Origin of the sequence: Brevundimonas abyssalis TAR-001 (genome assembly GCF_000466985.1) — a bacterium.
Taxonomy (GTDB): Bacteria; Pseudomonadota; Alphaproteobacteria; order Caulobacterales; family Caulobacteraceae; genus Brevundimonas; species Brevundimonas abyssalis.
In genome coordinates this window covers 13,459-40,242 of the sequence record NZ_BATC01000020.1, presented here as the reverse complement: position 1 = coordinate 40,242, position 26,784 = coordinate 13,459, and the positions used below count along the sequence as shown (strand labels likewise).

General features: G+C 67.7%; 32 protein-coding genes and 2 pseudogenes. 22 read left to right on the top strand and 12 right to left on the bottom strand.

Annotated features, from left to right (window positions below; translation table 11 throughout):
* Positions 1-104: 104 nt before the first annotated feature.
* Both bla and flhA read left to right on the top strand, forming a co-directional pair.
* Positions 105-800: pseudogene (gene bla, locus MBEBAB_RS07210) on the top strand (class A beta-lactamase); the annotation flags it as partial.
* 7 nt (positions 801-807) lie between these two features.
* Positions 808-2,888 (top strand): annotated as a pseudogene (gene flhA / locus MBEBAB_RS07205) (flagellar biosynthesis protein FlhA).
* 67 nt (positions 2,889-2,955) lie between these two features.
* Here flhA and lgt read toward each other — a convergent pair.
* Together lgt and hmgA are read right to left on the bottom strand one after the other, a co-directional pair.
* On the bottom strand, positions 2,956-3,753 hold the full coding sequence (gene lgt, locus MBEBAB_RS07200) for a prolipoprotein diacylglyceryl transferase (RefSeq protein WP_021697292.1): 798 nt from the start codon (positions 3,751-3,753) through the stop codon (positions 2,956-2,958).
* 178 nt (positions 3,754-3,931) lie between these two features.
* Complete coding sequence (hmgA, locus tag MBEBAB_RS07195; protein ID WP_021697291.1) at positions 3,932-5,245, bottom strand: homogentisate 1,2-dioxygenase; 1,314 nt, start codon at positions 5,243-5,245, stop codon at positions 3,932-3,934.
* A 402-nt stretch (positions 5,246-5,647) separates the two neighbouring features.
* Between hmgA and MBEBAB_RS07190 the strand changes: the two genes are divergently transcribed.
* Positions 5,648-5,956 (top strand): helix-turn-helix domain-containing protein, encoded by a 309-nt coding sequence (locus MBEBAB_RS07190; RefSeq protein ID WP_158332125.1) that lies wholly within the window; start codon positions 5,648-5,650, stop codon positions 5,954-5,956.
* Here MBEBAB_RS07190 and MBEBAB_RS07185 read toward each other — a convergent pair.
* The 3 genes from MBEBAB_RS07185 to MBEBAB_RS17485 are packed head-to-tail and all read right to left on the bottom strand — an operon-like array spanning position 5,953 to position 7,773.
* Positions 5,953-6,309, bottom strand: a complete 357-nt coding sequence (locus MBEBAB_RS07185) for a response regulator (protein WP_021697288.1) — start codon at positions 6,307-6,309, stop codon at positions 5,953-5,955. The two genes, MBEBAB_RS07190 and MBEBAB_RS07185, sit on opposite strands and share 4 nt — an antisense overlap.
* A 13-nt stretch (positions 6,310-6,322) precedes the next feature.
* A complete protein-coding gene (locus tag MBEBAB_RS16150; protein ID WP_242397116.1) occupies positions 6,323-7,135 on the bottom strand; it encodes an HWE histidine kinase domain-containing protein in 813 nt (270 codons plus the stop codon).
* Positions 7,039-7,773, bottom strand: coding sequence for a PAS domain-containing protein (locus MBEBAB_RS17485; protein WP_021697286.1), 735 nt, complete (start codon positions 7,771-7,773; stop codon positions 7,039-7,041). The genes MBEBAB_RS16150 and MBEBAB_RS17485 overlap by 97 nt, the downstream gene beginning before the upstream one ends.
* Positions 7,774-8,279: 506 nt before the next feature.
* Between MBEBAB_RS17485 and MBEBAB_RS17480 the strand changes: the two genes are divergently transcribed.
* The 18 genes from MBEBAB_RS17480 to tdh all read left to right on the top strand — a co-directional run bounded on the left by MBEBAB_RS17480 (position 8,280) and on the right by tdh (position 22,079).
* Positions 8,280-8,744: a TorF family putative porin gene (locus MBEBAB_RS17480; protein ID WP_306302005.1), complete on the top strand. Its 465-nt coding sequence runs from the start codon at positions 8,280-8,282 to the stop codon at positions 8,742-8,744.
* A gap of 57 nt (positions 8,745-8,801) precedes the next feature.
* Positions 8,802-10,760 carry a HAMP domain-containing methyl-accepting chemotaxis protein gene (locus MBEBAB_RS07165; RefSeq protein ID WP_021697284.1) on the top strand — a complete coding sequence of 653 codons (1,959 nt, stop codon included), beginning with the start codon at positions 8,802-8,804 and terminating at the stop codon, positions 10,758-10,760.
* The gene (locus MBEBAB_RS07160; protein ID WP_021697283.1) at positions 10,760-11,038 is read left to right on the top strand and encodes an STAS domain-containing protein; all 279 of its coding nucleotides are present in this window, start codon (positions 10,760-10,762) and stop codon (positions 11,036-11,038) included. The genes MBEBAB_RS07165 and MBEBAB_RS07160 overlap by 1 nt, the downstream gene beginning before the upstream one ends.
* Positions 11,035-11,397, top strand: a complete 363-nt coding sequence (locus MBEBAB_RS07155; protein ID WP_021697282.1) for a response regulator — start codon at positions 11,035-11,037, stop codon at positions 11,395-11,397. Before MBEBAB_RS07160 ends, MBEBAB_RS07155 begins: the two co-directional genes overlap by 4 nt.
* A 13-nt stretch (positions 11,398-11,410) precedes the next feature.
* Positions 11,411-13,618, top strand: coding sequence for a chemotaxis protein CheA (locus tag MBEBAB_RS07150; RefSeq protein WP_021697281.1), 2,208 nt, complete (start codon positions 11,411-11,413; stop codon positions 13,616-13,618).
* A 3-nt stretch (positions 13,619-13,621) separates the two neighbouring features.
* On the top strand, positions 13,622-14,089 hold the full coding sequence (locus tag MBEBAB_RS07145; protein WP_021697280.1) for a chemotaxis protein CheW: 468 nt from the start codon (positions 13,622-13,624) through the stop codon (positions 14,087-14,089).
* Positions 14,086-14,970 carry a CheR family methyltransferase gene (locus MBEBAB_RS07140; RefSeq protein ID WP_021697279.1) on the top strand — a complete coding sequence of 295 codons (885 nt, stop codon included), beginning with the start codon at positions 14,086-14,088 and terminating at the stop codon, positions 14,968-14,970. The genes MBEBAB_RS07145 and MBEBAB_RS07140 overlap by 4 nt, the downstream gene beginning before the upstream one ends.
* Positions 14,967-16,019: a protein-glutamate methylesterase/protein-glutamine glutaminase gene (locus MBEBAB_RS07135; RefSeq protein WP_021697278.1), complete on the top strand. Its 1,053-nt coding sequence runs from the start codon at positions 14,967-14,969 to the stop codon at positions 16,017-16,019. The genes MBEBAB_RS07140 and MBEBAB_RS07135 overlap by 4 nt, the downstream gene beginning before the upstream one ends.
* A gap of 1 nt (position 16,020) precedes the next feature.
* On the top strand, positions 16,021-16,410 hold the full coding sequence (locus MBEBAB_RS07130) for a response regulator (protein WP_021697277.1): 390 nt from the start codon (positions 16,021-16,023) through the stop codon (positions 16,408-16,410).
* Positions 16,410-16,955, top strand: coding sequence for a chemotaxis protein CheD (locus MBEBAB_RS07125; RefSeq protein ID WP_045319011.1), 546 nt, complete (start codon positions 16,410-16,412; stop codon positions 16,953-16,955). The genes MBEBAB_RS07130 and MBEBAB_RS07125 overlap by 1 nt, the downstream gene beginning before the upstream one ends.
* Entirely contained in the window at positions 16,955-17,290 is a 336-nt protein-coding gene (locus MBEBAB_RS07120; protein ID WP_021697275.1) for a hypothetical protein, read from the top strand. The genes MBEBAB_RS07125 and MBEBAB_RS07120 overlap by 1 nt, the downstream gene beginning before the upstream one ends.
* A gap of 2 nt (positions 17,291-17,292) precedes the next feature.
* Positions 17,293-17,892 (top strand): response regulator, encoded by a 600-nt coding sequence (locus MBEBAB_RS07115; RefSeq protein ID WP_021697274.1) that lies wholly within the window; start codon positions 17,293-17,295, stop codon positions 17,890-17,892.
* 23 nt (positions 17,893-17,915) lie between these two features.
* The gene (locus MBEBAB_RS07110) at positions 17,916-18,359 is read left to right on the top strand and encodes a hypothetical protein (RefSeq protein WP_021697273.1); all 444 of its coding nucleotides are present in this window, start codon (positions 17,916-17,918) and stop codon (positions 18,357-18,359) included.
* On the top strand, positions 18,356-18,754 hold the full coding sequence (locus MBEBAB_RS07105; RefSeq protein WP_021697272.1) for a hypothetical protein: 399 nt from the start codon (positions 18,356-18,358) through the stop codon (positions 18,752-18,754). Before MBEBAB_RS07110 ends, MBEBAB_RS07105 begins: the two co-directional genes overlap by 4 nt.
* Positions 18,755-18,816: 62 nt before the next feature.
* The gene (locus MBEBAB_RS15085) at positions 18,817-19,356 is read left to right on the top strand and encodes an MliC family protein (RefSeq protein ID WP_021697271.1); all 540 of its coding nucleotides are present in this window, start codon (positions 18,817-18,819) and stop codon (positions 19,354-19,356) included.
* The gene (locus tag MBEBAB_RS15080) at positions 19,275-19,727 is read left to right on the top strand and encodes a DUF4232 domain-containing protein (RefSeq protein WP_052516761.1); all 453 of its coding nucleotides are present in this window, start codon (positions 19,275-19,277) and stop codon (positions 19,725-19,727) included. Before MBEBAB_RS15085 ends, MBEBAB_RS15080 begins: the two co-directional genes overlap by 82 nt.
* A gap of 71 nt (positions 19,728-19,798) precedes the next feature.
* Complete coding sequence (locus tag MBEBAB_RS07090) at positions 19,799-20,989, top strand: glycine C-acetyltransferase (protein WP_021697269.1); 1,191 nt, start codon at positions 19,799-19,801, stop codon at positions 20,987-20,989.
* Positions 20,990-21,026: 37 nt separating this feature from the next.
* The gene (gene tdh, locus MBEBAB_RS07085) at positions 21,027-22,079 is read left to right on the top strand and encodes an L-threonine 3-dehydrogenase (RefSeq protein ID WP_021697268.1); all 1,053 of its coding nucleotides are present in this window, start codon (positions 21,027-21,029) and stop codon (positions 22,077-22,079) included.
* A 3-nt stretch (positions 22,080-22,082) separates the two neighbouring features.
* On the opposite strand, the gene MBEBAB_RS07080 is transcribed toward tdh, so the two are convergent.
* The 5 genes from MBEBAB_RS07080 to MBEBAB_RS07060 are packed head-to-tail and all read right to left on the bottom strand — an operon-like array spanning position 22,083 to position 24,694.
* Complete coding sequence (locus tag MBEBAB_RS07080; RefSeq protein WP_021697267.1) at positions 22,083-22,667, bottom strand: thermonuclease family protein; 585 nt, start codon at positions 22,665-22,667, stop codon at positions 22,083-22,085.
* A 59-nt stretch (positions 22,668-22,726) separates the two neighbouring features.
* The gene (locus MBEBAB_RS07075) at positions 22,727-23,074 is read right to left on the bottom strand and encodes a DUF1428 domain-containing protein (RefSeq protein WP_021697266.1); all 348 of its coding nucleotides are present in this window, start codon (positions 23,072-23,074) and stop codon (positions 22,727-22,729) included.
* Between the two features lie 23 nt (positions 23,075-23,097).
* A complete protein-coding gene (locus tag MBEBAB_RS07070) occupies positions 23,098-23,586 on the bottom strand; it encodes a VOC family protein (RefSeq protein ID WP_021697265.1) in 489 nt (162 codons plus the stop codon).
* Complete coding sequence (locus tag MBEBAB_RS07065) at positions 23,583-24,254, bottom strand: dihydrofolate reductase family protein (protein WP_021697264.1); 672 nt, start codon at positions 24,252-24,254, stop codon at positions 23,583-23,585. The genes MBEBAB_RS07070 and MBEBAB_RS07065 overlap by 4 nt, the downstream gene beginning before the upstream one ends.
* Before the next feature lie 2 nt (positions 24,255-24,256).
* Positions 24,257-24,694, bottom strand: a complete 438-nt coding sequence (locus MBEBAB_RS07060; protein ID WP_021697263.1) for a VOC family protein — start codon at positions 24,692-24,694, stop codon at positions 24,257-24,259.
* A gap of 57 nt (positions 24,695-24,751) precedes the next feature.
* Here MBEBAB_RS07060 and MBEBAB_RS07055 point away from each other — a divergent pair, with 57 nt between their 5' ends.
* On the top strand, positions 24,752-25,435 hold the full coding sequence (locus MBEBAB_RS07055) for a winged helix-turn-helix transcriptional regulator (RefSeq protein WP_021697262.1): 684 nt from the start codon (positions 24,752-24,754) through the stop codon (positions 25,433-25,435).
* A gap of 2 nt (positions 25,436-25,437) precedes the next feature.
* Here MBEBAB_RS07055 and MBEBAB_RS07050 read toward each other — a convergent pair whose 3' ends face one another.
* Together MBEBAB_RS07050 and MBEBAB_RS07045 are read right to left on the bottom strand one after the other, a co-directional pair.
* Complete coding sequence (locus MBEBAB_RS07050; protein ID WP_021697261.1) at positions 25,438-26,448, bottom strand: ThuA domain-containing protein; 1,011 nt, start codon at positions 26,446-26,448, stop codon at positions 25,438-25,440.
* Between the two features lie 46 nt (positions 26,449-26,494).
* On the bottom strand, positions 26,495-26,704 hold the full coding sequence (locus MBEBAB_RS07045; RefSeq protein ID WP_021697260.1) for a flagellar basal body rod C-terminal domain-containing protein: 210 nt from the start codon (positions 26,702-26,704) through the stop codon (positions 26,495-26,497).
* Positions 26,705-26,784 lie beyond the last annotated feature (80 nt).

The following is a 26,784-nucleotide window of genomic DNA, read 5'->3' as shown; positions in this document are numbered from 1 at the left end:
CGGTGGAGCCCGTTCAGGCTGGATCCTGGCGGACCCTTGAGGTCCCGGCAGGGCGGGCGGCTCGGCCTCGCCGTGTCTCATGAAGGCGGCGAAGCCTCTGGCGCGCTACGGAACGCTTCACCTATTGCTCGACCTTCAAGCTGTTCCTGGCCGCCGCGACGCTGGAGCGCGTGGCGCGGGGCGAGGAGCGGCTGGATCGCGCCCTGCCGATCACGTCGGACGACATGATCTCCCATGCGCCGGTCACGGGTCCGGCGGTGGGCGGCGCCCTGACCATCGAGGCGCTGTGCCGGTCGACGGTCGAGCTCAGCGACAATCCGGCGGCCAACATCCTGATCCGCGAAATGGGCGGTCTCGACTCATGGCGGAACTGGTACCGTTCCATCGGAGATTCGGTGACCCGCGTGGACCGTCTGGAGCCAGAGTTGAACCTTGTCGGCGATGAACGGGACACCACCACGCCGACGCAGGCCGTGGCGAACATGGCGCGGCTGCTGGCGCCGGGCCAGACGCGCCTGACGGCTGCGCACCAGACGCTGCTGGAGCGCTGGCTGACGGACTCGCCCACCGGCCCGAACCGCATCAAGGCCGCCGCCCCCGACGGCTGGCGCGTGGGGCACAAGACCGGGACCAGCTCTCTGGGTCCGGTCAACGACATCGGCGTGATCTGGCCGCCCGAGGGCGCGCCCATCTTCGTCGCCGCCTATTACGAAGGCCCGCCCAGCGACGACTTCGCGGCGGGCGAGGCCGTCATCGCCGAGGCTGTGGGCCGGGCGCTGGAGGCGTTCGGACATGGCTGACGCGGGCATGATGAAGGACGGCATGGCGCGGCCCTCGGGGCGCGACATGTTCGGCTGGTTCATGCGCGGCGAAGTGGCGCTGGCGCTGGGCGTCGTGCTGATCATCTGCCTGCTCATCATCCCGATGAGCAGCTTCATCCTGGACCTGCTGCTGGCCATCTCCATCACCGGCTCGGTGCTGGTGCTGATGACCGCCCTGCTGATCAAGAAGCCGCTGGACTTCGCGGTCTTCCCCACCGTGCTCCTGGTGGTGACCCTGTACCGGCTGGGGCTGAACCTGGCCTCGACGCGCCTGATCCTGAGCCACGGACACGAGGGCACCGCCAGCGCGGGTCAGGTGATCGAGGCGTTCGGCGCCTGATGATGGGCGGCAGCTTCGTCATCGGGGTGATCATCTTCGCCATCCTGCTGGTGGTGAATTTCGTGGTCATCACCAAGGGCTCGACCCGCATCGCCGAGGTCTCGGCCCGCTTCACCCTGGACTCCATGCCGGGCAAGCAGATGGCCATCGACGCGGACCTGTCGTCGGGCCTGATCGACGAGAACACGGCCCGGTCGCGCCGCAAGGAGCTGGAGCAGGAGTCCACCTTCTTCGGGGCCATGGACGGCGCCTCCAAATTCGTGCGCGGCGACGCCGTGGCGGGTCTGATCATCACCTTCATCACCGTCATCGGCGGCCTGATCATCGGCATCGTGCAGCACGGCATGTCGGCGGGCGACGCCGCCTCCAGCTATGTGCTGCTGGCGGTGGGCGACGGCCTGGTGACCCAGGTGCCGGCGCTGATCGTGTCCATCGCCGCGGGCTTCCTGGTGTCCAAGGCCGGGGTCGAGGGCTCGGCCGACAAGGCGCTGGTGGCCCAGATGGCCATGAACCCGGTGGCGCTGGGCATGGTGTCGGCGGCGGCGGGCTTCATCGGCCTGATCCCCGGCATGCCGCTGCTGCCGTTCGCGGTGCTGTCGGGAGGGGCAGGCTATCTGGCCTGGCGACGCGGGCGAAATCGGCTGAGGCCCGAGCCGGTCGAGGTGGTCTCCGACGGCCCGGCCGAGGATGTGGAGGAACCCATCTCCACCGCCCTGACCATCGACGAGGTCAAGATCGAGCTGGGCTATTCGCTGCTGAGCCTGATCAACGATCTGGAGGGGCGGCGCCTGACGGACCAGATCCGGGCCCTGCGCCGGTCGCTGGCCCAGGAGTTCGGCTTCGTCATGCCCGCCGTGCGCATCCTCGACAACATGCGCCTGGCCACCCAGGGCTACGCCATCCGCATCAAGGAGATGGAGGCGGGGAACGGCGAGGTTCGTCTGGGCCAGATCATGGCCATGGACCCGTCAGGCCGTCAGGTGGAGCTGCCGGGCGAGCACACCCGCGAGCCCGCCTTCGGCCTGCCCGCCACCTGGATCGACGACTCCCTGCGCGAGGAGGCGACCTTCCGGGGCTACACCATCGTCGATCCGTCCACGGTGCTGACCACGCACCTGACCGAAATCCTCAAGGACAACATGGCCGACCTGCTGTCCTACGCCGAGGTGCAGAAGCTGCTGAAGGAGCTGGGGACCGAGGAGAAGAAGCTGGTGGACGAACTGATCCCCTCGGTGGTCACGGTCACCACCCTGCAGCGGGTCCTGCAGTCCCTGCTGCGCGAGCGGGTGTCGATCCGCGATCTGCAGGCCGTTCTGGAGGGGCTGGCCGAGGCGGCGCCGCACACCAATTCGGTCACCCAGCTGGTGGAGCACGTGCGCACCCGGCTGGCCCGTCAGCTGTGCTGGCAGCACAAGGGCGACGACGGGGCCTTGCCGATCATCACCCTGAGCCCCGAGTGGGAGCAGGCCTTCGCCGAGAGTCTGGTGGGGCAGGGCGAGGACAAGCAGCTGGCCATGGCGCCGTCACGGCTGCAGGACTTCATCCGTCAGGTGCGCGACGTATTCGAGCGCGCGGCCATGGGCGGCGAAGCCGCGGTGTTGCTGACCGGCCCCATGATCCGCCCGTATGTGCGCTCCATCATCGAACGATTCCGCGGCCAGACCGTGGTGATGAGCCAGAACGAGGTGCATCCCAAGGCGCGGCTGAAGACCATCGGGCAGGTTTAGGGCGGAGGGCTCTCTCAGCGTCCCGGCAAGCGGAAATTCCCAACTGTCATGGGCGGGAAGCGGACAGTCATGCTGCCCTGTCCGGCTTATTGCGCAGGGCAAAGACCAGCAGCACTAAGCCCAAGACCACCATGGGAACAGAAAGCGCCTGCCCGCGCGTGAAAATCCAGATGTAGGAGGCGTCAGGTTCGCGGGTGAATTCCACCAGAAAACGAATAACGGCATAGCCTGCCAAGAAGATGCCCGCCGCGAACCCGCGTGAGAGACGCAGGTGTCTGTTAGCGGTGATGGCCAGCAGCACGATAAGAAGGAACAGACCCTCTCCGATGGCTTCGTACAACTGGCTGGGGTGGCGGGGCAGCGGGCCGGCTTCCGGGGATGGAAACACCACCGCCCAAGGCACGGTGGTCACCCGACCCCACAACTCGCCATTCACGAAGTTCGCCAGACGGCCGAGCAGCAGGCCGATGGGGGCCGCTGTCGCGATCAGGTCCGCTACGGTCATCAACGGAAGGCCGTTCCACTTGCAGTATAGGACCACAGCCAGCAAGACGCCGATCAGCCCCCCATGAAACGACATTCCGCCGTCCCAGACCCGGAGCATCTGGGCCGGATTTTCGAGATAGAAATCGAGATTGTAGAATACGATGCTTCCGATCCGCCCCCCCAGCAAGACGCCGACCATGGCGTAGGTGAATACGCCTGAGACGCTGTCGTAGCTGAACGGATAGTCTTTGTACGTTGTCATCAGGCGCTGGATGAGCAGCATGCCGAGAATGAAGCCCGCTACATAAGCGATCCCGTACCAGCGAATGGCGAGGGGACCCAGTTGGAGCGCGACAGGATCAATCTCCGGGAAGGGCAAATGCTATTCTCCTCGCTCTTCCACGCGACCGGCGGATCGGACGACCGCTGCGACTGTTTAGTGGCGTTTGCGTTCCCAGAGGCGAGCCAGCGCGCGGCTCGCGGACTCGCCCTGACCTAACACCGACTTGATCCGCGTCCGCAATGGGTCGCTGGCAGTCTACGCTACAGCGCCCAGCCTACTCCACCTTGCCCTTCTCGAACCCCGTCCAGACGTCGTCGTAGTCCAGCTGCATGGCCGGGGTTTCGACGGCCCATGCCGTGGGGCGGAAGACCCAGCGGCTCTCGAACATGAAGGCGAGGGTGTTGTCGATCTTGTGCGGCTTCAGGTCCGCCTTGATGGCCTTGTCGTAGGCGGCCTGGTCGGGGCCGTGGCCGCTCATGCAGTTGTGCAGGGACGCGCCGCCGGGGGCGAAGCCGCCGCCTTCCTTGGCGTCATACGCGCCGTGGATCAGGCCCATGAACTCGCTCATGACGTTGCGGTGGAACCACGGCGGGCGGAAGGTGTCTTCGGCCACCATCCAGCGGGGCGGGAAGATGACGAAGTCGCAGTTGGCCACGCCGGGGGTGTCCGACGGGCTGGTCAGCACCGTGAAGATGGACGGGTCGGGGTGGTCGAAGCTGACCGTGTTGATGGTGTTGAAATTGGCCAGGTCGTATTTGTACGGCGCGTGATTGCCGTGCCAGGCGACCACATCCAGCGGCGAGTGATCCAGTTGCGTGGACCACAGGCCGCCGAGGAATTTCTGGATCATCTGCACGGGGCGGTCCACGTCCTCGAACCAGGCGACGGGGGTGAGGAAGTCGCGCGGATTGGCCAGACCGTTGGCGCCGATGGGGCCCAGGTCGGGCAGGCGGAAGGGCTCGCCGTAGTTCTCGCACACATAGCCGCGCGCCGAGCCGTCCGGCAGATCGACCCGGAAGCGCACGCCGCGGGGGATGACCACGATCTCGCCGGGAGCGGCGTGGATGCGGCCCATCTCGGTGAACAGGTCCAGGGCGCCGTCCTGGGGCACGATCAGCAACTCGCCGTCGGCGTTGTAGAACACCCGGTCGGTCATGGAGGCGTTGGCGGCGTACAGGTGCACGCCGATCCCCGCCGTGGCCGCCGCGTCGCCGTTGCCCACATAGGTGACCAGCCCGTCGACCCAGTCGGTGGGGGCGTCGGGCAGGGGCAGGGGATCCCAGCGCAGGCGGTTGGGCGTCGGGGGCTGTTCGGTGAAGGGACCCGTGCGGAACAGCTTCGCCCCGTCATAGGGGGTGAAGGCGCCGTGGTTGGCGCTGGGCCGAAGCCGGTACAGCCACGAGCGGCGGTTGGCGTGTCGCGGCGCTGTGAAGGCCGTGCCCGTCAGCTGTTCGGCGTAGAGGCCGAAAGGAGTCTTCTGCGGCGAGTTGCGGCCCTGGGGCAGGGCGCCGGCCACGGCCTCGGTGGCCACGTGGTTGCCGAGGCCGGGCATGTAGCCTTCGGGCGCGCCGGAAAGGGGCTGGGTCATGGCGTCGGTCTCCCATGGCGCCCGCTCGGGGGGCGGACGTTCGTGATTGTCCGCCTTGGCATAGAGCTTCCGGGCGCGGGGCGCCAACCCCCGTCAGAGACCCTGTCTTGTCCACCGGTTACCTTCAGGAGGGGCAGTCAAAGCAGTCCATGCGGCAATGTGTTCACGCAATGATGAGGTTTGGAAAGGTGCAAATGCATGCGGAATATGCACTTCTGATTGACGGGGCACTGTTCAGGGTAGGGAATGCCGGTACTGACTGAAGCGCGCATTCGCGAAGACTACTGCCGGGCAGCACCGGCTTTGTTATCAGCGTTAACCGACTATCTCATTGTTTCACGGCGACAGGCGAATGACCTCGACCGGCAACTCGTTTTGCTAATCATAATGCTTCGCAGCGCCATGGCCCGCGGCTTCGCCGATCTGCCGTCCGAGAAGGTCCTGTCCGGTGACCTGGACGCCCTGCCGACCCTGTGGACCAACATCCGTTCGATCGCCGATTCCACCAGCATCCCGCGTGAAACGGTGCGGCGCAAGGTCAATGATCTGATCAAGGATGGGCTGGTGAAGCGCTCGGGCCAGCTTCTGACCATCACGCCCCGCGCCTTTCCCGACAGCCGGTTCGTGGTCGACAAGTTCATTCGCCTGGCCGCCGTCAGCCATGCGACGGTCGAGAAACTGGTCGAAAACGACGCCCCGCCCGGGGTCTAGCCGATCCGGGACTGCAGGGCTTTCGCCACCTCGGCGGACAGCACCGGTTTGGCGAAGAAGACGCTGTCCTTCACGCCCTGATCCGCCCACTGGCTGGGATCATTGCCGGAAATGTAGATCACGGTGACGTCCGGGTTGACCGTCCTGGCGTGACGCGACACGTCGAACCCGGTTTCCTCCGCCGACAGGTTGAGGTCCACCACCAGCCCGCTGAGATCGGCGCCCTCCTCATCCAGGCGCGCGCGGGCGCCGGCCGGATCGCTGGCCATCACCACCTCGAATCCGGCCCGGGTCAGTTCAGCCTCGAGGGTGAACAGCACCAGGGTTTCATCTTCGACCACCAGAACACGCATGGGATCCCTCAATTCATGCGGCCGCGCCGGAACGCGTCCAGACGGAATGGGTAAGCGGGAACTCGAAACAGGCCGCCGCGCCCTTCTTGCGATGGAAGAAGACCCAACTGCCCTGGAACTCATGACGGACGGCGTGATCAATCAGGCGATGCGCGAAATCATCACCATCCTTAGAGAAATCACGCAGGTCTGGCGACACACAGATCAGATGGAGGCGCCCGGCACGCTGGTGTGCCCGGATTCGCGGTCCTGTCGAACCCGGTTTTGTCGCCGCGCCCGATGACTGAAGCATTTCGTGAAACATCAATCCAAGGGTGATTGCGGCCTTCGGCGTGAGCGTGGCGGTGCGGCCGCCGCCGCTCACAAGGCCTGGCCCGAACAGCGGACGCGCGACGGCGTCAAAAACGGCCTCCACCGAAACCTCCGGGCCATGGCGGTTCAGCAGGGCGTTGATCGCCGCAAGCGCCGACAGCCGGGCCCCGAAGACGGTTCGAAACCGCTCCAGTGAGGGCGTCCGCGCCGCGCTCTGTTCGGCCAGGGCCACGACCACCGCCAGGATGTTGCCCAGACGATGGGCCAACTCGTCCCTGAGGAACTGCTGCACGGCCAGGGCCTTCACCTGCTCGGTCACGTCCTGGCCGCGGCAGAATATGGCTTCGACCTGACCGTCGTCGTTGATCAGCGGCTGCAGGGTCAGATCGAGGTAGCGATCCTCGTCAGCCTCGGCGGTCATACGGAATGGCCGGGCGAGGGCGGTGAACGGCAGGCCTGTGTCCCGCATCTCGTCCAGGCGCCGCAGGATCTCGCGACCCTGATCCGACCGCACGACGTCGCGCAGGGAGCGGCCGAGCAGCTGCGCGTCGCCGGCGGCCGCTTCATGGCGGGGTTGATCATTTCGAACACGTGGTCGGGGCCCACCACCAGCGCCATCATGTCCGCCGCCTGATCGAACATCTGGCCGAGGCGCCGCCGCTCCGCCCACACCAGCGCGCCGCCCGGCCCCGCCTCCTCCGCGATGTCCGTGTCCCCGGTGCGGCCCATGGATATGGCCGCCGTCACCTCTGACGCCGTCAGCAACAGGCAGGGGCGGCCATCCAGAACGCAGGGCGAGGCGCACAGGCGCCACCACGCTTCCTGCGCCGGCAGCCGGCTGTCCTTCTGGATGTCGTACCGAAAGATGGGGGGGCGGATGACCTCCCTATTCGCCAGCGCCTGCCTGACGGCGTCGAGGATGATGCGGCGGCTGGCCGCCCGCCTGGCGTCCCGGCCCAGGAGGCTGTCGGCAAAGGGGCGGCCGATCAGGGGGCCCACCTCGTCCGGCGTGGTGGCCTTGAAGGCAACGTTGGCGAACAGGACCGTCTGGTCCGGCGCCAGCAGGATCTGGAAGTCGGGCGAGGCGTCAAGAACCGCGATGAGTTCAGGGGGCAAAGTATAGCCGCCCGGTGTGGCTGTGGCGGACGTCACTGTTTCGGCGTCCGGTGAGGACTCAGATTTCGCATCCGGGGGACCGTACGGCAGATAACACTGTGTTCCCAAGGCATAACGCATGACACCGGTGTCGAAAATCATTCGCAACGACCCATTTTGGGTCACAGATAGATCCGGAAAGCGCTGCTATTTCGATTTTGGTAAGGACTGATCGCGTTATCTGCAATCTGTATAACGCGTATATTTTCCAATTAACCCTATATTTCTCAAGTAGAATGCTGAGTGAGGTTTATATTGACTAATATGTATTCCGGAGCCGCCTGTATTGCGGCTGTTTCTTCGGTCGTTGCTTTGGGTTTTTCTTCCACCGAAGCTCAAGCTCAGGCGGCTTCGCCCGCCATCGACTGGTCAGCTGAAATCGGCGTCGCGACGGAATATGTCGGGAAAGGCCTGGGCAAAAGCGACGGTGACCCCAGCATCTTCGCCGGCGTCCAGGCACCCACGGCGCTTTCTACGCCAAGGTCTGGGTCTCCAGCGCCGACCTGCCCCAGGGATCGACTGCCGAGATCGTCTCGTCGATCGGCTACAAAACCCGCTGGGCGGGCAACGGGCTGAACTTCTCGGTGGTGAACCGCGATCTCCCCGGCACGCGGTCGGGCATCGACAGCAACTATTTTGAATTCCAGACGGACATCTCCCGGCGCCTTGGCCCGGTGAACACCCGTCTGCGCGTCAACTACACGCCCGACGGTTTTTCCGCCACGGAAGAGGCCTGGTGGATCGAGCTGAACGGCTCGGTGAGTGTGGCCGACGCCACCCGTGTCAGCGCCGCCTTCGCCAATCGCGCGGCCGAGAACGGCGCGGACTACAACGCCTGGAACCTGGGCGTGAACCACGGACTCACCGAAAACCTGGCCCTGGATGTGCGCTGGTACGACACCGACGCGCACTTCCGCGGCGACCGCTACGACGGCCGTCTGGTGGCCGCCCTGACCGCTTCCTTCTGAAACCCGAGCTTCTCTGGCGGCGCCCCCGCTTCAAGACCCCTCTGAAAGGCAGTTCCCGTGAACCTGAACAATCTAAAGATCGGTCAAAAGCTGGCCATGGCCTTTGCAGCAGTGGTGGTCGTCATCGCGGCCACGGGCACGGCTGTTTTTCTGAATGTCCTGGATATTGAGAACGCGCGCCAGGAATACAGCACCGCCAGTCAGAGCATCCGAACCACCCAGGAAGCGCAATTTTACGTGGCGCGTCAGGAAAACGCCTATCGCGGTTATCTGGTGTCGGGCGATCCCTACTACATTGAACGCCTGGACTCGCACCGGGCAGTTTTCAAGGAAAAGCTCGGCCAGCTTCGAACGGAGGGCGCCGGCCATCCTGAAGTGCTCGAGCTGGTGGACCAGGTCGAGGCCGCCGCGGATGCCTGGTACGTGAATGTGGTCGAGGTCGGCCGTGAGTTGGCGGCGGACCCGGCGACTCGGGCCCAGGCGATCGCCATGGTGGGCCGTGAAGGCGTGGCCGATACATACATCACCCCCGCCGAAGACGGCATGGACGCCCTCATTGAAGCCGAAGAAGCCATTCTGACGGGCGCCCGTAACCACCAGACTCAAGCCGGCAACATGGCCAACACCGTGTTGATCGGAGGCATCTCGCTGGCCGCCGTGATCGCGGCGGGCCTCGGGTTACTGATGACCCGCACCATCGCCAAGCCGGTGGTGAACATGACCACCGTCATGCGCAAGCTGGCCGGCGGAGACAAGACCATCGAGGTGCCGGGCGCCGGCCGCAAGGATGAGATCGGCGACATGTCCGCCGCCGTCCTGGCCTTCAAGGACGCCGCCATCGCCAATGACCGTCTGGAAGGCGAGGCCGCCGACCAGCGTCGCATGACCGAGAGCGAGCGCGCCCGCGCCGAGGCCGAGCGGGCCGAGGCCGCCCGCCAGCAGGCCGCCGTGGTCGAAGCCCTGGCCGAGGGCCTGGAGCAGCTGAGCAAGGGCAACCTGACCTATCGCCTGACCCAGACCTTCCCGGAGGACTATCTGAAGCTGCAGAGCGACTTCAACGCGGCCATGGGCCAGCTGAAGGACGCCATGAGCACGGTGGTCACCAATGTGGCCGCCATCCGCTCGGGCGCCGGCGAGATCAGCCAGGCCGCCGACGACCTGTCGCGCCGCACCGAGCAGCAAGCCGCCAGCCTGGAAGAGACCGCCGCCGCCCTGGACCAGATCACGGCCACGGTCCGCAAGACCGCCTCGGGCGCCAAGCAGTGCTCCGACGTGGTGTTGGCCGCGCGCGGCGACGCCGAGAAGAGCGGCGAGATCGTCCGCGACGCCGTGGGCGCCATGAGCGCCATCGAACAGTCCTCCACCCAGATCAGCCAGATCATCGGCGTGATCGACGAAATCGCCTTCCAGACCAACCTGCTGGCCCTGAACGCCGGGGTCGAGGCGGCGCGGGCGGGTGATGCGGGCCGCGGATTCGCGGTGGTGGCGTCCGAAGTGCGGGCCCTGGCCCAGCGCTCGGCCGACGCGGCCAAGGAGATCAAGACCCTGATCTCGTCCTCTGGAACCCAGGTCGGCGCCGGCGTCAGCCTGGTCGGCCAGACCGGCGAGGCCCTGAACCGGATCGTGGAGCGCGTCGCCGAGATCGACGGCCTGATCTCCGAGATCTCCGCCTCGGCCCAGGAGCAGGCCACCGGCCTTCAGCAGGTCAACACCGCCGTCAACCAGATGGACCAGGTGACCCAGCAGAACGCCGCCATGGTCGAGCAGTCCACCGCGGCCAGCCACTCGCTGGCTCAGGAAGCGGATCAGCTGAACGAGTCGGTCTCGCGCTTCGAGATCGGCGAGAAGGACCGCACCGCCTCGGCTCCCGCGCACGCGCCCAAGCCCGCAGCCAAGCCCGCGGCCAAGCCCTCCGCCGTCCAACGCACCGTCACGGCCCTGAAGGCCATGGGCGCCGGCGGCGCGGCCCGCAAGCTCGAGACTGTGGCCGCCGAAGACGGCTGGGAGGAGTTCTGATGACGGCCGTGCGCCTGCCGGCGGTGCTGGATATCCGCGCCGCCGGGACGCTCCGGGAAGATCTGCTGGCCCTGCGCGGGTCGGACATCGTCCTGGACGGCGGCGAAGTGGAGCGGATCGGCGGCCTGTGTCTGCAGGTGCTGATCAGCGCGAAGAAGACCTGGGCCATGGACGGAAAGGCGCTGACGCTGGCGCCTCTCTCCGACGCTCTGACCGAACAACTTGCGGCCTATGGCTGCGCGGACCTGAACACTGATCTCGTTGGGGCGACAGGATGAAGACCGTATTGACCGTCGATGACTCGCGCACAATGCGGGACATGCTGATGATGGCCCTGAAGGACGCTGGCTATCACGTCATTCAGGCCGAGGACGGCGTGCATGGGCTGGAGACCCTGAAGGCGCATGGCGCCGACGTGGTCATCACCGACATCAACATGCCGCGCATGGACGGCTTCGGCTTCATCGAGGGCATGCGCGCTGATCCCGACTATCGGGGCACGCCCGTCCTGGTGCTGACCACCGAAAGCGACGCCGCCAAGAAGCAGCGCGCCCGTGATGCGGGGGCGACCGGCTGGATCGTCAAGCCGTTCGATCCCGTCAAGCTGGTGGACGCGGTTCGCCGGGTCGCGGCCTGAGCGGGAGCGCCACATGACCGAAGATCCCTTCGAGGCCATCAAGGCGACCTTCTTCCAGGAATGCGAGGAGCTGCTCGCCGACCTGGAAGCCGGGCTGCTGGCGCTGGAGAACGGCGAGGGCGACGACGAGACCATCAACGCCGTGTTCCGCGCGGTGCACTCGGTCAAGGGCGGCGCCGGGGCCTTCGGCATGGAAGCGCTGGTGCGCTTCGCCCATGTCTTCGAGACCCTGATGGATGAGCTGCGCGCGGGCCGCAAACCCTGCGACGACGCGACCATCAAGACCCTTCTGCGCGCCTCTGACGTGCTGAACGACCATGTGGCCGCCGCCCGCGGCGCGGGCGCGCCGGTGGATGAGGCCCGTTCGGCCGGCCTGGTGGCCGAGCTGGAGGCCTTGACCCACGGCGACGCCGCGCCCGCCGCGTCCGCCGCCGCACCCGAAGCGGACGAAGACGAATTCGGCTTCAAGCCCGTTCAGTTCGACCCGATGGATCTGGCGCCCGCTGCGGCGCCCGCGACGTCCGGCGGTGGTGATTGGCGCATCGTGTTCCAGCCCAACGCCGCACTTTACGCCAAGGCCAATGACGCCGGCCTGTTGCTGCGCGAACTGTCGCGGCTGGGCGAGGCGACGGTCGAGATCGACGCCAGCGGCGTGCCGATGCTGGACGTCCTGGAGCCGGAAGAGGGCTGCCTCAGCTGGACCATCCGCCTGCCGGGCGCGGTGGACGAGGCGGCGATCCGCGAAGTCTTCGAATTTGTCGACGGCGACTGCGACCTGGCCATCCTGCGCGACGAAGCGGAGGCCCCGCCGGTCGAGTTCGTCGCCGCACCCGTGGCTGCGCCTGCACCCGATCTGGACATCACCGCCCTGTTGGCCGCCGCCCAGGCGCAGGTGCAAGCGCCCGCCGAGCCGGCCGCGCCGGCGCCGGAACCGGCCCCCGTGATCGCTGCGCCTGCGGCGGAGGCCAAGGCGCCGCCGGCCGCGCCCGAGACGGCGGCGAACGCCCCCGTCGCCCAGGCGCCCGTGACCATCCGCGTCGACCTGGACCGGGTCGACCGTCTGATCAATCTGGTGGGCGAGCTGGTGATCCAGCAGGCCGTGCTGGCCCAGCGGGTGAGCGAGACCGCCATGATCCGCGCCACGGGCGTGGGGCAGGGGCTGGAAGACCTGGAGCTGCTGACCCGCGAGATCCAGGACAGCGTCATGGCCATCCGCGCCCAGCCGGTGAAGTCGGTGTTCCAGCGCATGCCGCGTCTGGTGCGCGAAGTCGCCCAGATGACCGGCAAACAGGTGCGCCTGGTGACCGAGGGCGAGGCCACCGAGGTGGACAAGACCGTCGTCGAGCGCCTGGCTGAACCCATCACCCACATGCTGCGCAACGCCATCGACCACGGGCTTGAGAAGCCCGACAAGCGGGTGGCCGCCGGAAAGTCCGCCGAGGGCCAGGTGCGCCTGGCCGCCCTGCACCGCTCGGGCCGCATCGTCATCGAGATCTCCGACGACGGCGCGGGCATCAACCGCGAACGGGTTCTGGGCATCGCCGTCGAAAAGGGCCTGGTCGAACCGGACACCCAATTGAGCGACGAACAGATCGACAACCTGATCTTCATGCCCGGTTTTTCGACCGCTGAGACCATTTCCGACGTCTCGGGCCGGGGGGTGGGCATGGACGTGGTCAAGCGCTCCATCCAGTCGCTGGGCGGACGCATCTCGATCACCAGCAAGCCCGGCGAAGGCTCCACCTTCACCATGAGTCTGCCGCTGACCCTGGCGGTTCTGGACGGGATGGTGGTGTCCAGCGCCGAACAGACCCTGGTCGCCCCGCTGGCCGCCATTGTCGAGAGCCTGACCCCCCGGGCCGAGGACATCCATCTGGTCGGCGGCCATACGCCCGTGATCCGGTTCCGCGACGAGTTCGTTCCCCTGGTCGACGTGGCCGCGACCCTGGGCTTCGGCATCGGGCCGGAACCGGCCTCGACCGGCGTGGCGCTGATCGTCGAGGCCGAGGGCGGCGCCAAGGCCGCCCTGCTGGTGGACGCCATCCAGGGCCAGCGCCAGGTGGTCATCAAGAGCCTTGAGACCAACTATCAGGCCATCGACGGCGTGGCTGCCGCCACCATTCTCGGTGACGGCCGCGTGGCCCTGATTCTCGACATCGACGCCCTCGTCTCGAACACGCGCCGTTCGGTGCGCAAACCCGACCTCAAGCTCGCGAGCTGATCCATGACCGAAGCCAACATCCAGACCGGCGCCCGACGTGAACTGATCGCCTTCCGCATCGGCGAACAGGAATTCTGCGTGGACATCATGGCGGTCCGGGAGATCCGCGGCTGGACCCCGGCCACGCCGCTGCCGCGCACGCCCGGCTACATGAAGGGCGTCATCAACCTGCGCGGCGCCGTGCTGCCGATCATCGACCTGTCGGGCCGGTTCGGCCTGGGTGTCACCGAGCCCAACGCCCGCCATGTCATCATGGTGGTGCACATCCGCGATCGCACCATCGGCCTGCTGGTCGACGCGGTGTCCGACATCCTTCAGCTGACCGACGACCAGGTCCAGCCCACGCCCGACGTGGCGGCGGACGAGGTCAAGGCGTTCGTGAAGGGCATCTTCGCCATCGACGGCCGCATGATCAGCCTGATCGCCCTGGACCGCATCCTGCCGACCGAACCGGAGGCAGAAGCGGCATGACCCAGACCGCCGACAGGGTGCGCCCGGCGAAGGAGACATCGCTGGTGCAGGGCGAGTTCGCCTTCACCGCCGAGGATTTCCGCCATATCGCCCAGGTGCTGCATTCCCATGCCGGCATCGCCCTGACCGAGGCCAAGGCGGCCCTGGTCTATTCGCGCCTGGCCAAGCGGCTGCGCGCCCTGGGCCTGCGCAGTTTCCGCGATTACTGCACCCTGATCGACGGCGCGGACGGTCTGGACGAGCGTCAGGCGATGTTCGCGGCCCTGACCACCAACGTCACGCGCTTCTACCGCGAACCCCACCACTTCGATCACCTGCGCGACAAGGTCATGCCGGCCCTGGCCGAGCGGGCGCGTCAGGGCGGACGGGTGCGGTTGTGGTCCGCCGCCTGCTCGAACGGGCAGGAACCCTATTCCATGGCCCTGACGGTGCTGTCGGTCCTGCCCGAGGCGGCCGACCTGGACGTACGGATCCTGGCCACCGACATCGACCCGAACATGGTGGCCGAGGGCCGCCAAGGGCTCTATTCCGCCGAAACGCTGGAGCCGGTGCCCGACACCCTGCGTCATCGCTGGTTCAAGCGCGAAAGCGGCGGCGACCGCATGCTGTATGCTGCGGCGCCCGAGCTGCGCCGGATGATCACCTTCAACGAGCTGAACCTGATCGGCGACTGGCCCATGAAGGGCAAGTTCGACGTGATCTTCTGCCGGAATGTGGTGATCTATTTCGACGACCAGACCCAGGAGACGGTCTGGAGCCGCTTCCTGCCCCTGATGAATCCCGGCGGAACGCTCTACATCGGCCACTCCGAGCGCGTTTCAGGTCCCGCCACGGCGCGGCTGCGCACCAGCGGCCTGACCACCTATGAGGCCGCGCCATGACCGTGACGGTTCTGGTGGTGGACGACTCCCCGACCATGCGCGGTCTGATCTCGGCCGCCCTCAAGCGCGATCCGGAGATCGAGGTGCTGGGAACGGCGGGCGATCCGCTGGAGGCGCGCGAGGCCATCAAGCGACTGAACCCCGACGTCATCACCCTGGACGTCGAGATGCCCAACATGAACGGGCTGGAATTCCTCGAGAAGATCATGCGCCTGCGGCCCATGCCGGTGGTGATGGTCTCTACCCTGACCCAGGCGGGCGCCGACGTGACCCTGGCGGCGCTGGAGCTGGGCGCCGTGGATGCTGTGGGCAAACCGTCGGGCGGCGTGACCGCCATGGAGGCCTTCGCGGACCTGCCCCAGCGCGTGAAGGCCGCCGCCGGCGCCCGCGTGCGCACGGTGAGCGAAACCCGGGGCCCGTCCGTGGACGCCGCCTGGCGCGCCCGGCCGGATCATGTGGTGGCGCTGGGCGCCTCCACCGGGGGGGTTGAGGCCCTGATCACGGTGTTGTCGGCCTTCCCTGCGAACTGCCCGCCCACCGTCATCACCCAGCATATGCCGGCGACCTTCACCAAGAGCTTCGCGGCGCGGCTCGACAAGCTGTGTGCGCCGTCGGTCAAGGAAGCCGAGGACGGCGATGTCCTGCTTCCCGGCCGCATCTTCCTGGCCCCCGGCGGCCTGGCGCATCTGGAGGTTTCGCGCGGGTCCTCGCCGCGATGCCGGCTCAGGGCCGCAGACACGGTCAGCGGCCACCGGCCTTCGGTCGATGTGCTGTTCGAATCCGTCGCCCGACTGGACCAGCAAGCGGTGGGCGTCCTCCTGACCGGCATGGGTCGTGACGGGGCGCAGGGGCTGCTCGCCATGCGTCAGTCCGGCGCCCGAACCCTGGGCCAGGACGAGTCTTCCAGCGTCGTCTACGGCATGCCCCGTGCCGCCTACGAGCTGGGCGCCGTGGAGCGCCAATTGCCCCTCGGCCGCATCGGCCCCGCCATTCTTGATCTTGTTTCCGCCGCCTCCCCGGCCGCCTCCCAGCCTGCAGAGGTTCAGTGACATGCCCGCCGCTTCCGCCATCCAGACCCTGATCGTGGACGACCAGCTGACCATGCGCAGCCTGATCCGCGCCAGCCTGCAGCAGATCGGCGTCGTCAATCTGCGCGAGGCCAATGACGGCGAGGAGGCCCTGCGCGCCATGATCGCCCAGCCGGCGCATCTGGTGATCTCGGACTTCAACATGCCGAACCTGGACGGTCTGGGCCTTTTGCGCGCCATCCGCGCCCATCCGCCCACCAGCAAGTCCGCCTTCATCATGCTGACCGGCCGGGCCGACAAGGAGCTGGTGCAGCGCGCCGTGCAGTTCGGCGTCAACAACTACCTCGTGAAGCCCTTCACCGCCGGCCAGCTGAAGGAGAAGATCGAGGGCGTGTTCGGTCCGCTGACATGATGAATGCGGAGATTCTCACGGCCCCCCCGGCCTCGGTGCGCCTGCATGTGGGCCAGGGCGAGCATCTGATCACCGGCGACCCGCAGGTGATGCTGACCACCATCCTGGGGTCGTGCGTGGCCATGTGCCTGCGGGATCCGGTCGCGCGGATCGGCGGCATGAACCATTTCCTGCTGCCGTCGGGCCGCACGGACGGCGCCGATGAGGGCCGCCGCTACGGCGCCTACGCCATGGAAGTGCTGATCAACGGCGTTCTCACCGCGGGAGGGCGCCGCGACCGCCTTGAGGCCAAGCTGTTCGGCGGCGGGCGCATGTTCGACGGCCTGGCCGACGTGGGCGTGGCCAATGCGAATTTCGCCGAGAAATTCCTGGCCGACGAAGGCATTCCGATCATCGCCTCCAGCCTGCGCGGGCACGGCGCCCGGCGGGTCCAGTTCTGGCCCGCCACCGGCCGGGCCCTTCAGAAGTCCGTCAGCGACCGTCCCGTGGAGCGTCGCGTTCCGCCGCCGGTGGTCGCCGACTCTGGCGAGCTGGAGCTGTTCTGATGAGTATCGACGCCCGCTTCCTGGCCGCCCTGTCCGACGAACTGGCGCACGGCCGCGCGATGGCCGAAGGCCTCGCGCCGCTGCTGTCGGCGGCGCCGTCGGCGGGTCAGCACGAGGCCATGGTCCGCGCCCAGGGTCTGGACATGCTGGTGCAGCATCTGGACGCCCTGGCCGCCATGACCGCGCGCGTCGCCGAGGGCGACTGCCCCCGGAACGCCGTGGTCGCCGCCCCGCTGGGCGGGCTGGTGGAGCGCATGCGCGCCAGCCTGAACGGGGAAGCCGCTCCCGCGATCTCACATCCGCCGCCTTCGGGCGACCTGATGCTGTTCGACTGATCATGTCCCGCGCCATCTCCCCAGAAACGCGGATCAACCTGGAGCGCACCTCCGCGCTGCTGATCAACGACAATCCGCAAGGTCTCGATATCCTCAGCTCCATTGTTCAGGGCTTCGGCCTGAAGGAGCAGATCAAATCCGCCTCGCCCGACGACGCGCGCGGCGTCATCAAGCGGCGCTCGGTGGACATGGTGCTGGTGGAGTGCGCGTCGGCGGCCGAAAGCTGCGACTTCGTGCGGTGGATGCGCCGGGAGGGACCCAAGACCAGCGCCTACACCCCTGTCATCATCCTGACCGGCCACGCCTCGGAAGGCTTCGTGGCCAAGAGCCGGGACTGCGGGGCCAGCTTCATCGTGACCAAGCCCCTGACGCCCATGGTCCTGCTGCAGCGAATCCTGTGGCTGACCAAGGACCAGCGCGAATGGGTGGAGTGCGAGACCTATGTCGGGCCGGACCGGCGGGTGCGCAATTACGGCCCCCCCCTGGGCATGGCCGGCCGCCGGGCGGGCGATCTGTCCGCCCATGTGGGCGTCGCCCTTGAGCCGAACATGGACCAGTCGGACATCGACATGCTCCTGAAGCCGCAAAGGGTTGCCCTGTGACCGCCGCATCAGACAACGCCCGTATGTTCAAGGTCAGACCGACCCTCGCTGATCAGATCCGCCTGCCCGGCGGGAAAAAGGTCGGCGAGGCCGTGGCCGCCGCCGACGCCGCCCTGGACGATCAGCGGGCCTCGGCCGTGGAGGGCCTCCATCTGGGGGTTGAGCGTCTGGAGGCCCTGTGTCGCGAACGGTCCGAGGGGGGCTTCGCCTCAATCTATCCTCTCGCCGCCAACCTCGCCGGGACGGCCGGATTCTTCGAGACGGGACCCTTCTACCGCGCCGTCTACAGCCTGTGTGAGCTGACCGAGAAGCTGGGCGCCGCCGGGCGCCGCGACTGGTCGTCGGTCGATGTCCACGTCCGGTCCTTGCGCCTGATCCTCACCACGGGCTTCGACGATGGCCCTGAGGCCAAGGCGATGCTTGACGGACTGTCGTCGCTGGTCCGCCGGGTGGAGGCCGCGCCATGAAGCCCGGGATCGAGATTGATGACGCCTGTCGCCGCGTCGTCCTGACGTGTACTTTCAACGTCATGGCGCGTGATCTGAACGGCGCCCTGCTCGGCCTGGTTCTCGAGAAGCCCGAACGGGCGGACCATGACTTCATCATCGATCTGCGGGAATCGTACGGCGACGGATCCCATGACGACGTGGTGCGGACGGCGGAGACCTTCCGGGCCTGCGGGGCGGGGCGCCGGGCCTCGCACACCTGCTTCATCAGCTTCGATGCGGGCTTTGTTGACTGGGCGCGCACCATGGATTTCTGCTTCACCAACCGGACCCACCACGTGTTCTCGACGCCCGAGGAAGCCCATGCCTTTCTGGACCGGCGACAGGATGGGCGCCGGGCCGTCGCCGCGGCCTGAACCGGCAAGCGGAGCCTTTGCGGGCGAACAGCGTTAATCTTCGGCGCAAACCGGAGACGTCCATGACCACCCGCACCACCCTGTCCATCCTCGCCGTGTCCTGCCTGGCCCTGAGCGCGGCCGCCTGTTCGCGGGAGGAGGCGCCGGTCGAGGCGGTGGATGACGTTCCCGTCGCCGAGCAGCCCGAAGCGCCGCCCGCGCCGGAAGTCAGCTACGCCTGCGAGAGCGGCCGCTCGCTGAGCGTGCGCTATGTGGATTCCGCCAGCGCCGAGGTCACTTACGAAGGCCAGACCTACACCCTGAACATCGCCCGCTCGGCCAGCGGCGCGCGCTATGCGGGTCCCGACCTGGAATGGTGGACCGCCGCGCGGGGCGATCAGGAGACCGCGACCCTGAGCCGCCTGGGGCCCAATGAGGACGTGGGCTCCACGGTGCTGGAGCGCTGCTCGCGTCCGGCCAATACGGTGCTGCCGCCGCGCGCGCCGGCGAAGCCGAGGGACTGGAGGCGGCGGACCCGGACATGGCCCCGCCGTGCCGCGGCCCGGCCCTGCGCCTGGCGCGTGAGGGCGGCGATGCGGGGGCGGGCAACCGTCAGGTGGTGATGTCCCTGACCAACGCCGGATCGACGGCCTGTTCGGTCCGGGGCTATCCCGGCCTGGTGCTGCGCGACGCGGACGGGGACGATCTGGATCAGGTCCGCACCGTCCAGCAGTCGGGCAACTATTTCCGCGCCGGGCAGACGCCGGAAGCGGTGGAGCTGGAACCCAACGGCAAGGCGTATTTCGATCTGTCCTACAGCGCCGTACCCCATGAAAACCTTGGCGAGACCCGCTGCCCGTCGGTCGCCGAGGTGATCGCGCGGGCGCCGGGCGATACGGCGGATATTCCGCTGGATCTGGAGATCCAGCCCTGCGGCCGTCAGGTCCGGGTCAGCCCGCTGCGTCCGGTCCGGGACGGCTCGCGACCGGACTGAGGACGGGTGGCCTTGGGCGCGGATTCGGCGTAACTCGCGCCCATAGCTGAATCCCCGACCCCGGAGACACCATGCCCGCGCAATTCCATACCCGTGTCCGCGCTGAACTGGACTCCATCGACCAGCAGGGCCTGACCAAGCCCGAGCGGGTGATCGCCTCCCGTCAGGGCCCGGTCATCACGGTGGCGGGCCGTGAGGTCCTGAACTTCTGCGCCAACAACTATCTGGGTCTGGGCGGCGATGAGCGGGTGGCCCGGGCCGGCATCGCGGCCACCGAACGCTGGGGCTCTGGCACGGCCTCGGTGCGCTTCATCTGCGGCACGCTGGAGATCCACAAGGAGCTGGAAGCCGCCATCGCGGGCTATCTGGGCTTTGAGGACGCCATCCTGTTCGCCGCCGCCTTCGACGCCAACGGGGGGCTGTTCGAGCCGCTGTTCGGGGAGGAGGACGCCATTGTTTCCGACAGCCTGAACCACGCCTCGATCATTGACGGCGTGCGCCTGTGCAAAGCGAAACGCTACCGCTTCGCCAACTCCGACATGGATGAGCTGGAGGCGAAGCTGAAGGAGGCCCGCGGCGCCGGCGCCCGCGACATCATCATCGCCACCGACGGCGCCTTCTCCATGGACGGCTACATCGCCCGGCTGCAGGACATCCGCGTGCTGGCCGACAGGTACGACGCCCTGATCATGGTGGACGACTGCCACGCCACGGGGTTCCTGGGCGAGAAGGGCAGGGGCTCCTACGCCCATCACGGGGTCAAGGTGGACTTCGTCACCGGCACCTTCGGCAAGGCGCTGGGCGGGGCCATGGGCGGGTTCATCTGCGCCACCACCGAGGTGGTTCAACTGCTGAAGCAGCGCGCGCGGCCCTATCTGTTCTCCAACGCCCTGGCGCCCGCCGTGTGCGGCTCCAGCCTCGAGGCCATCCGCATCGCCCAGGGCGAGGAAGGCGACGCCCTGCGCAAGCAACTGACCGCCAACGCCGCGCGGTTCCGGGGCGCCATGACCGAGGCCGGCTTCGACCTGCTGCCCGGCGAGCACCCCATCATCCCGGTGATGCTGGGCGACGCCAAACTTGCCCAGGATTTCGCCGCGCGCATGCTGGAGCTGGGCGTCTATGTGATCGGGTTCTCGTTCCCGGTCGTGCCGCGCGGCGCGGCCCGCATCCGCACCCAGATGTCAGCCGCCCACACCTTCGAGCATATTGACCAGGCGGTCGAAGCCTTCACCACGGCGGGCAGGGAGCTTGGGGTTATCTGACCTCGCCGACCGACACCCAAGGACTCAGGAAGACCACATGACCCAGACCATGAAGGCCCTCGCCAAGACCCGGCCCGCCGAGGGCCTCGAGCTGATCGACGCGCCCGTGCCGGTCGCCGGGCCCGAGGACGTGCTGATCCGCGTCCAGCGCACGGCCATCTGCGGCACGGACATCCACATCTGGAACTGGGACGAGTGGAGCCAGAAGAACGTGCCCGTCCCCATGATCACCGGCCACGAGTTCTCCGGCGAGGTGGTCGCGGTGGGCAAGGACGTGGACCGTCCCATCAAGATCGGCCAGCGGGTCTCGGTCGAGGGTCACGTCATCGACCTGAACAGCGAGGCGGCCCGCGCCGGCCACTTCCATCTGGATCCGGCCACCCGGGGCATCGGCGTGAACCGCCAGGGCGGCTTCGCGGAGTTCGTGGTGGCCCCCGCCTTCAACGTCATCGAACTGCCCGACGAGGTGCCGTGGGAGATCGGCGCCATCCTCGATCCGTTCGGCAATGCGGTGCACACGGCGCAGCAGTTCGACCTGCTGGGCGAGGACGTGCTGGTCACCGGCGCGGGCCCCATCGGCATGATGGCCGCCGCCGTGGCCCGTCACGCGGGCGCGCGCACCGTGGTGCTGACCGACATCAACGACTTCCGGCTTGAGCTGGCCCAGAAGGTGGCCCCGGGCGTGCGCACGGTGAACACCACGAAGGAAGACCTGCACGACGTGATCCACGAGCTGGGCATGAAGGTCGGCTTCGACGTGGCGCTCGAAATGTCCGGCTCGCCCATCGCCTTCAAGCAGTGCGTCGACACCCTGATCATGGGCGGCGGCATGGCCATGCTGGGCATTCCGTCAAAGCCCATGGTGACCGACTGGGGCGCCATCATCCTCAAGGCCCTGACCATCAAGGGCGTGTACGGGCGTGAGATGTTCACCACCTGGCGCAAGATGCTGGGCCTGCTCAAGGCCGGGCTGGACCTGACCCCGCTGATCACCCACCAGTTGCCCTACGACCGCTTCGAAGACGGCTTCGAGGCCATGCGGTCCGGCCAGTCGGGCAAGGTGGTTCTGGACTGGTCGAAGATCCGCTGACGCTCAGGACGCGCGCCGCCACGCCTCCGGCTGGGTGAAGCCGTAGGCCCAGGCGCCGGCGTTGTCGCGGCGGGCGGCCCGCTCCTCCAGGACATAGCGGTGGGAGTAACGGGTGTAGGCCACAGCATGGCCCTGACGGACCATGGCCGCGCCGAGGTCCTGGCCGCCCGCGTTGCACACGGCGACGACGCGGCCGTAGCGGTCGCGATCCATCCTGACGCAGGTCACGGAGCGGCCGCCCACCAGATTGCGCAGGGCGTTGGTGGAGGCCTGGCCGCAGGCATGGCCGCCGCACATCTGGCGCATCTCGAAGGCGTCGATGCCGTGCAGCCGGATGCTCTGGCCGCCGATCTCCAGCCCGTCGCCGTCGACAACGCGGGCGTAGCCGGAAATGTGGGCGGCTGACGGCGAAGGCAGGGAGGCGGCGGTCGCCGACGGCAGCGGCGGCAGGTCGGTGTTCAGCGTCGCTTCGATCCAGTCCGGTTTCAGGATCACCACCACCGAGACGACGGCGGCGACAATGATCCCGCGCTCCAGCGGGCTCAGGCGGCGAAAACGGCGGCGGCGAAAAGAAAAGGCGCGGCTCATCCGGGCAGGATGGCCGCGCCATGGTTAGGGCTCCGTCATCACAGATGGTGAACGGGGACTCAGACGTCCAGGATAGGGCTGAAGCCGCCGTAGATCATGCGCTTGCCGTCGAAGGGCATCTCCATATTGGCCATGCGCGGGTCCTCCATCATCTTGGCCCAGCCGGCGTCGCGGGTGGCCTTGTCGGGCCAGGTGATCCACGAGAACACCACGCTTTCGCCCTCCTTGCGCTGAACCGCGCGGCGGAAGTCGGTGACCTTGCCGTCGGGCACGTCGTCCTCCCAGCACTCGACGCAGCGCTCGGCGCCGAACTCCTTGAAGATGTCGGCGGCGAATCTGGCGTGCTCCAGATAGGCGTCCTTCCTGTCGTCCGGCACGGCGGCGATCATTCCGTCAACATAGCTCATGGGTCGTCTCCTTTGTGGATTGGTCAGGCGTTTGCGGCGGCCCGTTCCAGGGCGGCGATGTCGATCTTCTTCATGGACATCATGGCCTCGAAGGCGGCCCTGGCGCGGGCGGGATTCGGGTCGTCGTAGAACTGCATCAGGCGGCGCGGCGTGATCTGCCAGTTCACGCCCCAGCGGTCCTTGCACCAGCCGCACTGGCTTTCGGCGCCGCCGTTTCCAACGATGGCGTTCCACAGGCGGTCGGTCTCGGCCTGGTCGTCTGTCATGACCATGAACGAAACGGCTTCGGTCTGCGGGAAGATCGGGCCGCCGTTCAGACCCAGATACTCGCGGCCGGCCAGGGTGAACTGGACGACCAGCTCCTCGCCCTCGGCGGTCGAGGGGTTGTCAGCCGGGCTGGCGTGGACGGTGTCGATCCGGCTGTCGGGCAGGCCCAGGGAGACGTAGAATTCCGCAGCCTTTCGCGCTTGGCCCGTGTCGTACCAGATGCAGGGGACGATCTTGTCGGTCATCGGGATAGCTCCTGTTCGCCGTTGATGTCGGCGCGGCGTTTCACTTCGTCCTCCGACGGCGTCTCCATGGCGAAGGAGCCGCTGGAGACCTCGCCCGCGCGCTCGTAGCAGGCGACCACGACCCCCGGATCGGTGGTGCGCGAGCCGAGCAACTGGAGACCAGCAGGGGCGGCCTCGCCGTGGAACAGCCGCTTTCCGCGACCGAGCACGAGAGGGAACACCAGCAGGGTGAACTGGTCGACCAGATCGGCCTTCAGCAGAGACTGGATCAGGCCGGACGAGCCCTGGGTCAGCAGGTCAGGGCCCTCCTCGGCCTTCAGCGCCCGCACGGCGGACACGGCGTCCGGCCCGATGGCGTGGCTGTTGGTCCAGTCCAGCGGGCGGGGCGAGCGGGTGGCCACATATTTGGGCATGGCGTTCAGCGTGTCAGCAAAGGCGTCGGTCTGGTGCGGCCAGTGGGCGGCGAAGATGTCGTAGGTCTTGCGGCCCAGCAGCAGCGCCCGGGGCGGGGCGAAGAAGCGGTCGACTTCCTCGCCCAGCGCCTCGTCGAAGTGGGGAAAGACCCAGCCGCCATGGGCGAAGCCGCCCGAACGGTCTTCTTCCGGCCCGCCCGGCGCCTGCATGACGCCGTCGAGGCTGATGAAGGCGGCGACATGGAGCTTGCGCATGATCAGGCTCCTGCGGGCTCGAGCGCCTCGGCGCCCTGCGCGGCGGCCGCCGGGTCCATCCACATGACTTCCCAGATGTGGCCGTCCGGGTCAGCGTAGCTGCGGCCGTACATGACCCCGAAGTCCTGGGTGGGGGTGGGATCGGCGAGGCCCCCTGCGGAGACAGCGCGCGCCGTGGCGTCATCGACCGCCTGGCGGCTGTCCTCGGACACGCACAGAAGCACCTGGGCGCTGTGGTGGGCGTCCGGGATGACCCGGTCGGTGAAAGTGGCCCATTTGGCGTGGGTCAGCAGCATGACGTGGATGACGTCCGAGATCACCATGCAGGCGGCGGTGTCGTCCGAGAACAGGGGGTTCTTCACGGCCCCGACGGCCTCGTAGAAGTCGATGGAGCGATTGAGATCGGCGACGGGCAGGTTGATGAAGATCATCCGGGTCATGGGGCTCTCCGTTCGTTGTGATGGACATCCTGTCCCCATGTGTTATGTAATGCAAGTATGAAGTTAGAAAAAATAACTAACAAGGTCGGGCGGGCCTACAACGACGCCTGCGGCACGGCCCATGGGCTGGAGTTGATCGGCGAGCGCTGGGCGCTGCTTGTGGTCCGGGAGCTGATGCTGGGGCCCAAGCGGTTCGGGGATCTGAAGGCCGATCTGATGGGGATCAGCGCCAATGTGCTGACCCAGCGTCTGGAGGGGCTGGAGGCCGCGGGCATCGTGACGCGGCGCAAGCTGGCGCCGCCCGCCTCGGTGCAGGTCTATGACCTGACGGACTGGGGCCGCGAGGCCGAGCCCATCATCATGACCCTGGGGCGCTGGGCGGCGCGGTCGCCGGGCCACGACCCGACCCTGCCGCTGAGCGGGGTGTCCATGATGCTGTCGCTCAGGACCATGATCGACAGCGTGAAGGCGGGCGATCTGCGTCTGGACGCCGGCTTCGTGTTCGGCGACGAGACCTATCGCGCGCGGCTGGCGGACGGTGAGCTGTCCGTGGCCCGCGGCGATGTGGACGGGGCGGACTTCGTGATCACCGCCACGCCGGAGATGACGGCCGCGGCGGTGTATGGCGATCAGCCCCTGACGGCGATGGAGGCCGCCGAGGTGGTGAGCGTGACGGGTGACAAGGCTCTCGCACAGCGCTTCATTGATCTCTACACCCTGCCGCCCAAGGCGGGGACGTAGGCCTACGCCCGTTCCAGCACCTCACGCCGCAGGGGCGCCACGGCGGCGGTCAGAGCGTCCTCGTCGCCCTCATGGTCGATCAGGGCGGTGATGCGGCGGCCCATGTCCAGCAGCCAGGCCGGGCGCTGGCCTGTCAGTTCGTCCGTGACGGCGGGATCGTCGCCCGACCAAGTCAGCAGGGCGCGAATGCTGTCCACCGCCTGATCCAGCGGATTGGGGTCCGCGTCGATGCGCCCGGCGCCGCCGGCCCACTGCACCGCCTGCACGATCTGGTCGCGGAAGCGCGGGTCGCTCCATGTGGAGGGGGTGTGGCCCAGGTTGGTGTAGAACAGCCGCCCGTGGCCGATCTGGCGCACCCAGGTCACCGGCACGGCCCACGGCCGCTTCGTCGGCGTGCGGGCGAGGTCCAGGCTCTGCAGCACACGGACCCGGGTCGGGTCAAAGCCCTGATACTGGTAGATCTCTTCGCGATAATCCAAGACCTCGGGCCACATGGCCACGGTGGGGTGGTCGCCGTGGGTGCGGATGCGGATGGGATCGCCCTGATTCCACGGATGGCCCGCGAAGTCGCCGCCGATCATGCCGACCCACGCCTCGCGTCCGCCCGGGAAATCCAGCCCGGTGTCGGCGGCGCTGTGCAGGCCGACGAACCCGCCCCGGCCCGAGGCGAGCCACGCCTGAATGGCCTGCCACGACTGCCGCGGGATGGGCAGGGCGCCGGTGGTGTAGACCACCAGCACGTCCAGCTCGGCCAGCAGGGCGGGGGTGATCTCCGAGGCGTCCTGGGTCGCGCGGGTGGTGAAGGCGCCGGACGCGCGGCCGATCTCGGTCATGGCCAGTTCCGACATGGCCAGGCCGCCGTCGTCGGGTCGGGCCACCGTATTGTGCAGCCATCCGACCGACTGGCTGAGATACAGCACCCGCTGGGTCCGTCGAGGCCGGGCGTGGGCGATCGAGGGCGCGGCCAGGGCGGCGGCGCCGACGCCCAGCAGCGCCTGACGGCGATGGATCATGCATTCCTCCCGTGTCGCCGGGAGTCTAGCGGCGGGGGAGGGCGGGTTAAACCGTCTTGTCCAGCAGGGTCCCGATCATCTCGTCGGCGGTGCGGATGACCACGGCGTTGGCCTTGAAAGCGTGCCCGGCGGTGATCCGCTCGACCATCTCTTCCGCTAGATTGTTCAGCGGCGCGGCGGCGGTGCGGCGCGCGGAGGCGTCGAAGCGTTCGGCGGCGGACATCATGCCGGCGGCGGCGATGGACAGGGCCTGCATGGCGGTCTCCTCTTACCCCGCCACAGTGACGCGACGGCGTAACCGGACCGTTCAGGAACAGGGTGAATCCATAAGTGAAC